Source organism: Brevibacillus brevis, assembly GCF_022026395.1.
Taxonomy (GTDB): Bacteria; Bacillota; Bacilli; order Brevibacillales; family Brevibacillaceae; genus Brevibacillus.
The window spans coordinates 2,053,425-2,066,216 of the sequence record NZ_CP041767.1 but is presented as its reverse complement, the minus strand read 5'-3'; the positions used below and the strand labels follow the sequence as shown (position 1 = coordinate 2,066,216).

At 40.4% G+C, this 12,792-nt stretch carries 13 protein-coding genes and 2 pseudogenes; 7 read left to right on the top strand and 8 right to left on the bottom strand.

Annotation, left to right across the window (positions count from 1 at the left end; all coding sequences use genetic code 11):
• Positions 1-184 precede the first annotated feature (184 nt).
• A complete protein-coding gene (locus FO446_RS10180) occupies positions 185-430 on the top strand; it encodes a hypothetical protein (RefSeq protein ID WP_173611542.1) in 246 nt (81 codons plus the stop codon).
• A 204-nt stretch (positions 431-634) separates the two neighbouring features.
• Here the strand turns inward: FO446_RS10180 and FO446_RS10175 are convergent, their stop codons facing one another.
• On the bottom strand, positions 635-775 hold the full coding sequence (locus FO446_RS10175; protein WP_237900553.1) for a hypothetical protein: 141 nt from the start codon (positions 773-775) through the stop codon (positions 635-637).
• A gap of 441 nt (positions 776-1,216) precedes the next feature.
• Between FO446_RS10175 and FO446_RS10165 the strand changes: the two genes are divergently transcribed.
• Positions 1,217-1,645 carry a NucA/NucB deoxyribonuclease domain-containing protein gene (locus tag FO446_RS10165; protein WP_237900551.1) on the top strand — a complete coding sequence of 143 codons (429 nt, stop codon included), beginning with the start codon at positions 1,217-1,219 and terminating at the stop codon, positions 1,643-1,645.
• A gap of 303 nt (positions 1,646-1,948) precedes the next feature.
• Here FO446_RS10165 and FO446_RS10160 read toward each other — a convergent pair whose 3' ends face one another.
• Positions 1,949-2,596, bottom strand: coding sequence for a hypothetical protein (locus tag FO446_RS10160; RefSeq protein WP_237900549.1), 648 nt, complete (start codon positions 2,594-2,596; stop codon positions 1,949-1,951).
• Between the two features lie 1,018 nt (positions 2,597-3,614).
• The gene (locus FO446_RS10155; RefSeq protein WP_173611546.1) at positions 3,615-4,070 is read right to left on the bottom strand and encodes a hypothetical protein; all 456 of its coding nucleotides are present in this window, start codon (positions 4,068-4,070) and stop codon (positions 3,615-3,617) included.
• Between the two features lie 234 nt (positions 4,071-4,304).
• On the opposite strand from FO446_RS10155, the gene FO446_RS10150 reads away from it, so the two are divergent.
• Positions 4,305-4,490 carry a hypothetical protein gene (locus tag FO446_RS10150; protein ID WP_173611547.1) on the top strand — a complete coding sequence of 62 codons (186 nt, stop codon included), beginning with the start codon at positions 4,305-4,307 and terminating at the stop codon, positions 4,488-4,490.
• Positions 4,491-4,697: 207 nt separating this feature from the next.
• On the opposite strand, the gene FO446_RS10145 is transcribed toward FO446_RS10150, so the two are convergent.
• Complete coding sequence (locus FO446_RS10145) at positions 4,698-5,888, bottom strand: hypothetical protein (RefSeq protein WP_237900547.1); 1,191 nt, start codon at positions 5,886-5,888, stop codon at positions 4,698-4,700.
• A 356-nt stretch (positions 5,889-6,244) separates the two neighbouring features.
• Complete coding sequence (locus tag FO446_RS10140) at positions 6,245-6,670, bottom strand: hypothetical protein (RefSeq protein ID WP_173611549.1); 426 nt, start codon at positions 6,668-6,670, stop codon at positions 6,245-6,247.
• Positions 6,671-7,441: 771 nt separating this feature from the next.
• Here FO446_RS10140 and FO446_RS10135 point away from each other — a divergent pair.
• The 3 genes from FO446_RS10135 (at position 7,442) to FO446_RS10125 (ending at position 9,047) form a co-directional block, all read left to right on the top strand.
• Complete coding sequence (locus FO446_RS10135) at positions 7,442-7,822, top strand: DUF1259 domain-containing protein (protein ID WP_221868889.1); 381 nt, start codon at positions 7,442-7,444, stop codon at positions 7,820-7,822.
• A 231-nt stretch (positions 7,823-8,053) separates the two neighbouring features.
• Complete coding sequence (locus FO446_RS10130) at positions 8,054-8,518, top strand: DUF421 domain-containing protein (RefSeq protein WP_237901055.1); 465 nt, start codon at positions 8,054-8,056, stop codon at positions 8,516-8,518.
• 196 nt (positions 8,519-8,714) lie between these two features.
• Positions 8,715-9,047 carry a DUF2834 domain-containing protein gene (locus FO446_RS10125; RefSeq protein WP_173611551.1) on the top strand — a complete coding sequence of 111 codons (333 nt, stop codon included), beginning with the start codon at positions 8,715-8,717 and terminating at the stop codon, positions 9,045-9,047.
• A 137-nt stretch (positions 9,048-9,184) separates the two neighbouring features.
• Here FO446_RS10125 and FO446_RS29020 read toward each other — a convergent pair.
• Positions 9,185-9,247 (bottom strand): annotated as a pseudogene (locus tag FO446_RS29020) (sigma factor-like helix-turn-helix DNA-binding protein); the annotation flags it as partial.
• 151 nt (positions 9,248-9,398) lie between these two features.
• Positions 9,399-11,279: a S8 family peptidase gene (locus FO446_RS10120; RefSeq protein ID WP_232774190.1), complete on the bottom strand. Its 1,881-nt coding sequence runs from the start codon at positions 11,277-11,279 to the stop codon at positions 9,399-9,401.
• 832 nt (positions 11,280-12,111) lie between these two features.
• On the opposite strand from FO446_RS10120, the gene FO446_RS10115 reads away from it, so the two are divergent.
• A complete protein-coding gene (locus FO446_RS10115; protein WP_232774189.1) occupies positions 12,112-12,234 on the top strand; it encodes a DUF2834 domain-containing protein in 123 nt (40 codons plus the stop codon).
• 156 nt (positions 12,235-12,390) lie between these two features.
• On the opposite strand, the pseudogene FO446_RS10110 reads toward FO446_RS10115, so the two are convergent.
• A pseudogene (locus tag FO446_RS10110) lies at positions 12,391-12,765 on the bottom strand (sigma-70 family RNA polymerase sigma factor); the annotation flags it as partial.
• Between the last annotated feature and the right edge of the window lie 27 nt (positions 12,766-12,792).

Genomic DNA, 12,792 nt, shown 5'->3' with positions numbered 1-12,792 from the left:
GGAGTGTTTCTTATCACCATTCTCTTTGACATTTTCATTTTTCTATGTTTCCAGATCCACCTGCTAAATGGATCGGTCTAATGGCATTCACCATGACAAAATTTATAATTACCCCTGTGTTAAGTGGACTTAATCAGTCTATCTGTTAAAATTGTTGTAAAAAGGGAATTGTTGGTGATCCTTTATGAAAAATAGACCTCTTTGGTTCCATATCTTTTCAGTCGTTGCCTTCTCTATTGCAGTAGTGAATATTTTTACACATGTGGCTTTTTTAAGAATAGTAACGATGATATGCCTTGCCGTTGTCATGGCTTCTTTAGGATCATTTGAACTGAAGAAAAACCGTAAGATGGCCTTTGCTCTGTTTGGTGTAGCTGCTTTTCAGGTTTTCGTGTTGGCAGAGATGTTTTATGTCACCGCTACAAAATAACTTTTTTGTTGAAATACTATTCACAAGGTTTTCTTGTGATTTAGTCGCTTTCACTCCACTTAGTTTTCCAGTCACCATTACTGACGTTAAGCAACTTGACCATGTACTTATGGGAGCGCCATTTCCTTTTATTCAGCAAGATGTTTCAAGTATTGTTCCTTGGGATTTGATCGATTACAAAGTTTATTTCAAGCATCCGTTTGACTATCCGACAACCTGCTGATCAACTACGGATGCTTCGTATCCTTCACCGGTAATCCCCACATATTGTTCGGGTGCTAACTTTCCTCGCTCCAAAAAACGCGCGACATCTTCTGCCATATCCTCTTCGAAACGATACAACAAGCGAATATACTTCGTGTAATCTATGCCTTCTTTTGTATTTATCGATTCTTTGATCGATTCCCCGTGTTAACTTCTTTCGTAAAATCTGCTGCTCCTGTTTTTGTAATCCCCACGGTGATCGGACCCCCTTTAAATAACTCCACGTTGACGATGGAGTTCTGCGCACTTTTATTGGACCCCAGTTTGAGCTGTACTGCGTCTACCACTTCGTGGTTTTCTGTGCCAAGGACGTCGATTAAGGTGATTTCATTCACCATACGTCTTTATCTGTTTTTTGAATAAGCTTTTTCCTTAATGAAAAGTACACACGATAACTCAAGTAACCATAACACTTCCCACCTCTGATAAAGGTTAACAGAGGGTTTTAAGCATTCACAACGCTTCGATATAATGTTTGGCGGTGTTATTATTGAAAAAGAACTTACATTGGAGGACAAAAGCATGACACAGAAAAAAATGCTGGTGTTGATTGTGGCGTTACTGATCGGTGCCGCCTATTTCTTTGGACTTGTGCCAATAGAAAACAAAACAGTCAGCAACGGGAATGTAAACCATACGATTGTTTTTCCGTCTGATCGATACCCTCAGACTGCAAAGCATATTAAAGAAGCGGTTGCCTCTGGGAAGTCAGCTGTATGCACAATTGACCGCGGTGGAGCACATGAAAATCGCGAAGAATCGCTCAAAGGCATTCCTACAAAAAAGGGGTTCGATCGAGACGAATGGCCGATGGCAATGTGTGCTGAGGGTGGAACAGGGGCACATATCGAATACATATCTCCCTCAGATAATCGCGGTGCTGGATCGTGGATTTCCAATCAACTAGAGGATTTTCCAGACGGAACCAAGGTTGAAATCTTGGTCAAATAAGGTCTCTATTTTGTGAACTTGCATTGATACGAATAAACACTTCACAGTAAAATACCCGTCTCCTTAAAACAGAGACGGGTTAGCTATTTTTAGATTTCATTTGAACATATCGTTTTTGGACTGCCAACCATTACTGGCTTTGTTGTGATGTTTGTGCAGGTCACGGTGTCCTCCTATATGCACGACTGTTAAATTGTCTGTTACAATTGCTGCAATCATATACGGAAAGATTAAGTAGGTTTGCACGATTAAAACACTTTCCCTCTCGATTTTTTGGGGGGAACGTGTCTAATGTCATTAATTTTAATCAAGTTGTAATTGACTTTCGTTATTTACCTGCAATCCTTTGGCCACTCCATTAGGAGACTGCAATTCACCTTCTTCTTCGAGGAATTTCCCTTGATAAACCCCTTTAATTACGTACGCATCTTTGGCAACGGGACCTTCATATTTTTCTAAGTATACGTACGCTTTTTCACCTGTTTCGAATACCTCATTACCTTCAAAAGTATACTCTGTTCCATCTTTATATCCACCGGTCTCTAGTATTTTGATCACATTTTCCGGCTCTACATCACCCTTATACACTTGTTTGACTTTTGCATCACTAAGGGTAAATACGACGTTTTTATACTGGAAGCTCTCCGATACATTGATTTCAACCTTGGCAATCACTTCAGCGCTTTCATTAAGCTTTTGGATACTGTCGAAGTCCTCTACGACCTCTCCCGATACATCTACTTTTTTTATAGTCTGCTTATCACTTTTTGCTGGTTTATGAGATGTTTGGTCGTAAGCACGAATCGTTTGGATTTTATAAGAATCTAAAAATAGATAGCCCCCTCCAAAAAGAAAACCTACTATTAGTGTTGATAATATAAATTGTCTATTATTCTTCATTTCATTTTTCGTCCTTCCCATTTCTTTTTTACATGAACTCATATCATCCATGTAATAAGAGTTTGGATCCAGCGTACGGAGACTTCCTCCGTTTCTATTTTGTTAAAAAGGTAGAACACTACAGCATTTCTACATGTAAATATATGTAATTCCCCCACTTACTTTGACGAATGATTCTCTCTTTTGTTTCACGACTAGTCCCCAATTTCTTCTTGGAAGTCGCTTCTTTTTTGCTGATAATTAAATAGCATGTCTTAGCCTGTGAACATGAGAAGAACGTGCCAATTTTAAAAAACCGACTCATGATTCAAGATCGTTATTGGCTCACATAGTCAGTCTGAAGTAGCTTTTTACCTTTCGTCCAGTTTCCTGTATTCGGCAACAAATCAATGAACGTATCAAAATATCCAAAACTATTTCGTTCATTTTTAAGACATCGTCTGCACTTACTTGTTTAAAACCTGCTTTCTAACATGTCGGTGTAATAAGATGCTGGTACACGCACGGAAGTGATATGTCCATGACCATAGTCCGAAAGATCCGAATCCATATTTAGGAGTGAGAACAAAATGATCCTGCTTAAAAAGTTCAGTCTTTGGCTAACTTTGGTCAGTATTTTGATTTGCCTATTCGATTTTTTAGCAAATGATACGAAACACATCTTATTTATGGTGACAAACCCCATCCTCAATGAAATCGTTTATATGGAATCGTTCAAACATTGGATAATGGAAGTGCATCAGGATGCTAATAGTACCATTCTTCCTACTGGGTATCTACTGCATGTCATTACTTACTTCTTGTTTGGACTATTGATTGACTTAGTACTTACATTTAGAAAAAAACAACTTCAAAACAATTAAAAAACAAAGGGGACGTGTCCAAACAACATGCCTCCTTTGTTTTTTAAGCTCATTTATTTGCAATTACTTCACTACACTCACGAGGTCCTCTACATTGATCCAATATGCAGCCCAGTCGCTCACTCGACCGACGAAGCACTTCATCAGTGTAGTAAATTTCCCCTGTCGCTGAGTGAACATGCTGGCATACTCCATGTCACCCAAAATTAATTTTCAACTACAGAACCCCTCATATAAACCGGAACACTTGCATAATTAGCAAATTCCAGGTAATATGTCCCGGGCTCCAGAATAAAGTCCTCCTCCTTATAATCTCTTGCCACTATCGACATAGACACACTTTTTCTGTCACCGAGTCTAATAATACTTACCTTTGAATCTGGATAAACCGGAGCCCAAATGATATTAGCTGTATTGACTTTCAACTTTACTGATTTTGTAGAGTCTACCGTAAATGTTTCTGAGTTGTGCCAACGATCTACTCTAGAAATATCAAAAGAAATAAGAACCTGACCTTGGGCATTGGCTTGGACTTTCTCTTGATTGAGTTTCTGGATCGAATTCTGTGTGCTATCACTCGCAAATGCAGCTTGAGTACCAATCGTTAAAGCGGAAGCAGCAACAGCACATAACAGAGTATTTTTAAATTTGCCTCTCAACATCTTATCCCTCTCTCTATTTTACATTTAATTACATTTTTAGTTTATTTATACAATTCAGTAACTGCAATAGTTTTTTAGACAAAATATCACACCCCATACTGAGCAGGTAACGAGTAGCCAAACATTTCATCATTGATTCAGTTCTACAAGACTCCCGAGAAAATTAAAAAGCGTCGTTAAACCGTGAGTTTGTGATCATTTGAAAAATCCCAAGTGTGTTAGATTACACCATAGATGGAGAAGATAACTATCGTTACTCTTGAAAAACTCTTCAAGGAGGGAACGAATTGGGGAAATATCGCTGTTATTACTGTGAACGTGAAACCGACAGCGTTCGCCAAATCACGTTTTTCCAAGGTAAGCAGGATCGCGATGAACTATTATGCGATACCTGTCATGCTGACTGGATCGAATCCCTAAAGAGTGAGCCATAGGCAGGGTAACACTTCCCACTCCCACCCATAGTGAATGTGCTATAGGGTGGGTCTTTTTTTGTCCATCCTCCTCCGCTCATACGGCTTGTAAAAAGTAGGAAGGAAACATAAAAAAAGCACCACACGGGTGCTTTTGTTTGATAATGGTACAGATCATAATGTTTTACATAAAGTTTATAGATGCGTCGTAAGCTCACCGAATATGGTCCAGGACGCTTTTCATGACCTGCGGCGAGTCCTGCCGGTCGAATAAATTGTAGCGGGCCTTGACTGTTTGATATACCTGATTCAGCGCTTTTTGGCTCTTCGTTTTCCGGTACTCACTCACAAGTTTGGTGAAGGAAGGATGCCGGATTACGTCTGTTCGCCAGTCCCACACGCGCGGTTTTTGGACTTCTCGCCGGACCTGTTCCACCATCTCTATTACTTTTGGTGCAAGAGAGGCGCTGAGCTGTGCTTCGGCTTTTTTCTTCTCTGGAAGATCAGATAGCATCACATAGTTGGGTAGGGAAGACAACGGCTTGTTGTTTATATGCAACAATTCGCCTGAAGAGTTGTGCACAGCCTCTAGCAATAAGTCTTGATTGACTTCGTATTGAAAATACTCCCATCCAGTCGCCGTTTTTTTACTAGGCAAAAACAGATGGATGAAGTCGAGCATATTTGTGTAGTACGGCTGTGATTGCGGATACACATACCCTTTTGCATCGACCTGGAATCCCGGCACTCCCACCTCTACTGCCCAGCGAACCGCTTCACTTTGGCTGTCCTTGGGAGCTACACTCCCCTTATAAGGCCTCGCTTTCTTGTACATGCGGTACAACGTCTCCGCAACAAATTGCTTCGTAAGCCGCTGATCTTTCAGTTCCTCAGGCTGTACGTACCCCGCCTGGACAAGTGCGTTTATCCGCGCTTTTAATTCTATTTCCCCCCGCTTTTGCCGCAACTCGCCTCCCCATTGACCAGATGCTTGCTGGTCCAATATTTGCTTGCTGATGGCGGCCGGATCATATCCTTGGGGATAGACGGGATCCAATATCCCGATCTCATTGTACAGGGCAAGTAAATACCCATCTTTAGAGACGCTGAATTCATCGATCATGAAACCGCGCGGCGTGTCTGTACCGTTTAGATCGCCGACGATTTCCGTGAGGTCTCTTCTGTTTTTGTCCAGGATGCTGGCCGGATGCGGATTTTTGATCTTGAGCGCTCCTTTTAGGAGATAATGAAAAACTTCTTTTTCTTCCAGTGTATTGACCGTTGGCATTTTGTAGGCAATGCGATAAGAGGCCACCGTTGCCGCTGCTGCCTCTTGAATTGGATAGGCGATCTGTCCGACAGACAGAACGGCTGCGATTGCAGCGATGAACACAACCTTTTTCATGTATTTGTTCCTCCTCATTGGGGCAAGGGTATCGGAATTTGCTTCAAGGGTGTTTGTAAAATACATCTGTTAGACGCACCTTTCTTGAATAAAGTTACATCGCACCCATAATTCCCCGAAGATATCCAACCTCCGGGCAGAAGTCTCCGCCGCAAGCCAATCCTTATACCTATTGCGGCCACAGGTTATAAGAAGTGGTGCAGAAGATAAATCTGCACATTGTGACAGGATCGGCGTATTCGAAATATGAGAAGTACAGAACAAGAGGCTAGGACTGGAACCTTTGCCTAATGAGCTAATTTTGCAAAAAAAAAGCACCGCGTGGGTGCTTTTATGTCTATATATTCAGTTAGCAATTATTTTAACCAAAAATTAATAACCGTATCCCAACCTTTTTCCCCTCTAATTTCCACCGGAGCTGATACTGCGAGTACTCTATTGTTTTCGTCTACAGCATAAGCATGTATTCTGTATAGTTTTCCAATTCTCAAACTATAAATTTTTGAGCTAGTAGTGTAAGAAGTACCAGTCATATCCTCGTATCCATCGGTTACATTGTACCGAACCCACTTATATCTATCTGCACCTGGAATATAATTAAACTTCACCCCAATGTCTTGAAACATATCTTCATACTTTTCATCTTCGTTAGAAGATATTTTTGATGGTGAATATTTAGCGCTTGCAGAAAGTGCAGGTGATTGCTGTCCCTCCTGTGCAAATGCAGGTACAGCTGAAGTCAATAGTGCCAATGTTGCTAAACTAGTCAGAAACTTTTTCATCGAAAAACACTCCTTCTATTTCTTATTTTTACCCGCCCTCAGAAGAGAAGCAAGTTAACGGGGGAGTGGACTTGGTTGCCGACATTCAAATGTTACAGAGAACTTTTTCTTTTTCCATCTCCTACCATTTTTTACAAAAACATCGTAACACGCGCCCTTAAATAGTACAAGTGTATTTTTTAAAATTATTCCAGGATTTTTTTCGGCAAAGGTCTCCGACTCGAGCCAAGAACTTACTCTGCTCAGAATGTCCCCCGTTCGTAAGTTCACATTCTTCATCACCCATGAATTCGCTCAGGTACGCTATTGTAAGGGATAGACGGTATCTCCGAAATACTACTTTCGCTTGCTCTTGACTCAAAATTACCGATTGCACCATTTTAAATCGCCCTGCCTTTTATCCCCGATTTTCTCAGGGTTTTATCTAGGTTTTTTTCGGTCTTTCTGCCATAAAAAAAACACTCAGATCATCCCGAGTGCCAGAGCAATTTGACGTATAGCATCTTTTTTCTTTCGTAATACCTGTCCTTGGTCAAACCCATTTCAAGATAAAGGATTGATATCTTTTACCCCTGATTAGCTAAGATATTTCTCCTCGATACCTTCTTCCCCAGCTACGCGTCTCAAATTCCTTTTCTCCAATAGCAATTAATGTAGTAATCCCATTGCTATTATCATTTCACTTGTACATGCACCCTTTTTTACCTCTGTCCAGAACCTCTTATTCTCTTCTACATAGAATGCATTAAATCAAGAAAAGGAGGATCACACTTGAAGATACCGAAAAGTTTATGCGATCGTATAGCCAAAATTCTGGGTGGGACAGGCATGTCAAATGATACTTGTTCTATCACGATTCAGCGTAATCTCCATGCAACAATCTTGGGCAAACCATATGATACTGAGCATGAAATTACCATTGAATCCCTCGATAAAGAAGGAAATACCTTGAATACGGGGGAATTTACACTCCTGCAAAACGAAGTCCAAAAATTTATTGACGCTGTTCGTAAGGAAGGGTTTATCGTTTCTGCCCTGCACAATCACTGGCTCTTTGATAAGCCACGTCTCATGTATTTGCATATTGAATCCGTTGAACCCCCCATAGAGTTTGCAAAGAAGCTACGACGTGCTTTGAATGTACTGAAATAACTAACCCTAGTGGCGCTAAGCGTATAAAAGCTTAGCGCCTCTTTCATTGCCTGCCGTTATCGTTTCGATTGTTTTGTTGCCTACTCGTCTCCTTGCTACATACTTTCATCGTCTTCCCCCCTTTTAGTAAATCGTGTGGTTTAAAAATTCTTCCTGCCAATTGGGCAACCTATACCATCATGAATGCGGAGGTATTAAACTTTTCTATTAGCAGCAGTTTTGGTCGTGGTCATGATGTTGATGGAATACCTGGAGATTAAGTCTAACGGATTCGAAACTTTTATTACGGGCAAGGCAGTTCATGTAATTGAAAATGGGCAATTGGTTGAAAGTAACATGCGCAAACTCAGGCTAACAGCTGATAAGCTTGAAATGAGACTACGGCAAGCTGGAATCTCACGTATCTCTGATGTTGAGTGGGCTACAATTGAAGTTAGTGGGAACTTAGGATATCAACTTAAATTGGAAAAGCAACTTGCTACGAAAGAAGACATCCAAAGGTTAATTGATGTTCTTGAGAACCGAATTCCACATACAGAACCCTTTGTACCCAATAACATTTTTTCAGAGATTAAATATGGACATCAAAATCCACACCCAACCAATCTCCAGCAAGCATGCATTCGCATTCTACCAGGGCTGCAAGATAGTTTTGCCGCTCTCTATTTCCCTGATGATTTCTTCGTTATTGACTAAGTACACATTTTGTTCATACTCTCTTCGTTGGATCCCTTCAAGCTTTTCATGTTAACTACATAATTGTTCACCATGGTATTTAGTATTTTGAGCAATGCGAACATTCTTTAAATTGCAAAAAATAACTCTAAAACGAATTGAAGTTGACTCTTTATTGACTGTATAATATCCCCAAAAATAAAGGGGGAGGTAAAGAATGAAAAACCTATATTTATTACTGGCAATTTTGGGAGCTGTCTTGCCTTACAGTTATTTCATTCCGTTCCTTCGTGCAAATGGATTAGATATCAAGCTCTTTACATCGGAACTTTTTGCAAACGACATTTCTTCGTTTTTTGCAACCGATTTTCTTATCTCATGCCTAATTTTCTGGGTATTCCTTTTTCAAGAAGTTCGAAAGCATCACATTAAGCATTGGTGGATTTACATAGTCGCAACTTTAACTATTGGGCTATCATTTGCTTTTCCTCTGTTTCTTTACTTCAGACAAAAAACCATAGATGGGAAGGATAGTTATCGTTCCTCTTGAAAAACTCTGTGCGGATACAATCATACTTGAGTTATTCGCACAGCAATCACCCGTAAGACGGCTGGCTGAAAGAATGCCTCTCTCACGGGTGATTTTTCCAAGTGATTTTCCTTTATTCCCTTGCCTTTTATCTTCAACAACTTCATCAACGCTCGCTTTTCGATATGGGATACATACGAACGAGATATACCCAGCTCACGGTCGTGATTCTGTCGAAAGCCTCCCAATAAAAAAGCCCCGTCCAGAGACGGGTCAGAGTGTAGATGAAATTCCTTTCTGATTAAATAAGGAAGCTTTTAGGGATTCAAATATAGCTCCCTTTCTTTGAAATGTCATGATAAAACTCGCACGTTACCATTTTAGTGTAATATTATCGACAAAAGCTGAATCAGATCCACTACTCCCACTACCATCTTTTACATACCTTAAAGTAATTGTATGGAGTCCGAATTGAATCGGAGTCTCGAACTTTGACCAAGAAACGTTACCAGATACACTCAGAACTTTCATTCCTCCAATCAAAATTTCAAAAAAATCGTAGTTACTTTCTGAGCTAACTTTATAATCCATAGACAAAATTGCACTAGAGACAGTTGTAGGAATACTTAAATTAAAACTAACTCTGGATTCTTGTCCGTCGGAAATATCTTTATTGGTAAAACTGTATGTGCCATCATATCGATCTAAATTGGTACGTACCCAGTCGCCCGAGAAGTCAAATGCATGTTGTGCATCTTCAAAGTCCTCCTTAACTACAGTTGGAGTTGAGCTATACAGTTCTAATGTAAAAGGACCTGTTTGAGAGTCATCTTCTCCAGAAACGCTAATGAAAACAGTTTTTCCAGCATCAAGAAATACAGCTGCATTCGTTACTCCTGTCACTGTTCCATACGGACTAAACCCTAGCAATTTATAACTTTCATCATAAACACGAATATGAGTTTTCATTTGATTAGTTATTTTAAACAAGTATCTGGCGGATATTGGAGCCACATATTTAAAATGTTTTACACCACCATTAACTAAATTGCTATTAGTATGAGAACCTGTAATGGTAGTAGCGCTAGACGTTAATTTCCCTGTATATGCATTTCGTGAGGTCCACGGGGAAATAACCATTCCCTTTCCAAAGACGACATCCATGCCATCTTTCCCCAACTCTTCTACATTTGACAAAATCAAATTTTTAATTTGACTAGCCGTATAAGAAGGATTCATTTGCCAATACAAGGCAGCTAGTCCTGTTACGTGAGGAGTTGCACAAGAAGTACCATGAAATAATCCGTACTCCTTAGAAATATCATAATGATTAATCCCATTTCTATTGGCGCTTGAAGGAATGGTTGTCATCACATTATGACCAGGAGCAGACACATCCATTTCCGGACCACGACTTGAATATACGGCAGGTTCTTTATTAGCCTTTAGACACCCTACAGATAATACAAAATCGTATCTTGCTGGATAAATCATATTGTCATTCATTGCCCCGCCTACATTTCCTTCATTACCCGCACCACAAATTATTAGAATGTCATGAAACAATGCAGCATCTCGAAAGGCGATCTTACGGTTTTCCACATCTACAATTCCACCAAAGCTGCAATTAATAATTTTTACTCCTTGGCTAACCAACCACTCTATTGCTTCGATTTGAGCTGCTACGTCCAAACCATTTCCAGTTTCGTGGGTAATTTTTGCACAATAAAGAGACGCTCCTGGAGCAATTCCCACATAACCTTTATCATTGTTACGCGCGCCAATAATTCCTGCAACTGATGTACCGTGACCCAGGTAATCAGACTCTGGTGGCGTTGTATATCCATAGACTGCTGCATAAGCGTTATAACGGCCTGCATATACAATGTCCTCATGATTTGCGAAACCTGAGTCAATAATACCCACTTTTACACCTGCACCCGTGTATCCTTTAGAAACGAATTCTGGTAAACCAATTAATGCAGATGGCCATTCTGGTGGGTTCTGTGCCATTAAGTGCTGGTCTTCAATATTCTCCTCCACCGCGAGAATGTCCGGGTCATTTCTTAACGAAACAAGTAAACTTTCATCTGGATCACTGATAATAAAGGTACGAGGTAAATTCTTGAGTTCTTTTTGTACTTTGGCTCCGTGCTTAATTAACTTTTGCATGTTACTTTCATGTACTTCTTTTAATGTCGTTCTCTTGAACGGTTTCTCCTTAAAAGAGACCAAGTAAATTTTTTTCTTCATAAATTTTCTCTCCTTTGATTTGTGAATTTTCTGATCAGATAGCAAAAAGAAAAGCCACCCAGTGTTCCCGAGTGGCGTATTTCTTATTTGCTTATCCCCATTTTATCAAAGAGTCTTGTTAGCTTGCAGAATCATACTGCACTGTAAACTTATGTAATTAAATGTCAACCTAGTAAGCCCACCATATTGAACTTGGTTTTCAAAAGAAAAAGCACCGCGTAGGTGCTTAATTTAAACTATTTCTTATTAGTATCGCTGTGACAAAAACCCCTGCGATACTTGGAAGAATAATTTTCGAACTAACAACAATTTCAGGTATTGACATTCCAAGATAAACTTCTGGCAAAATATCACCCCCTATACTTCCATTCTGAGGTAATGGCAGGCGCTTGTCTATATCAAAAACTCCACTCTTGCGGCAGAGGCCTCCGCCGCAAGATAATCCTTACGCCTACTGCGGTCACAGGCTGTAGAGGTGATGCAGCAGGTAATTCGGCACACTTGAGACAGAATTGACGTATACGAATATGAGAGATACTGAAGAAGGGGCGAGTGGCCGGAGCCGTAGGCCTCGCATGTAGTTCCTTGTCCGGTAAATCCCAGCAGATTAATTCGCGATTTTCCAAGTTCCAAGTTCCGAGAGAGATTCCCGAAAATTGAAAACCACTGTAAGACAATGCAAAAAAGAAATAATTGCATGGTTCCCTGCTACGCTCGTCGCAACTTGTGCCTTCAGGCTCAAAATGTCCCCCTCTCGTTAAGGTCACAGATTTGCTCAGGTACGCCATTGATAAGGAATAGACGGTATCTCCCAAAAAGGGGGAAGTAAAGAATGAAAAACCTATATTTGTTACTGGCAATTTTGGGAGCTGTCTTGCCTTACAGTTATTTCATTTCGTTCCTTCATGCAAATGTATTAGATATCAAGCTCTTTACATCGGACAAAAAACCATAAATGGGAAGGATAGCTATCGTTCCTCTTGAAAAACTCTATGCGGATACAATCATACTTGAGCTATTCGCACAGCAATCACCCGTAAGATGGCTGGCTGAAAGAATGCCTCTCTTACGGGTGATTTCCCCAAATGATTCTCCTTTATTCCCTTACCTTTTATCTTCCCTGCGGCTGTTTCGTTCGATAAAACTCATTAAACAACTTCATCAACGCTCGCTTTTCGATACGGGATACATACGAACGAGATATGCCCAGCTCACGTGCAATTTCACGCTGTGTCTTTTCTTTGTCCTGATCCAGCCCAAACCTGCCGATGATCACCTCTTTTTCGCGCTCATCGAGGATGTGTATGTGCTGATAAATTTTACTGGACTCTAACTTGAGCTGCACAGCGTCGACCACTTCGTCGGTTTCTGTGCCAAGGACGTCGATTAAGGTGATTTCATTGCCTTCTTTATCCGTCCCGATTGGGTCGTGCAAGGAAACATCTTTTTTGGTTTTTTTCAAACTTCTCAGATGCATGAGGATTTCAATCTAAATGTCAAAAGAGGAGCATAA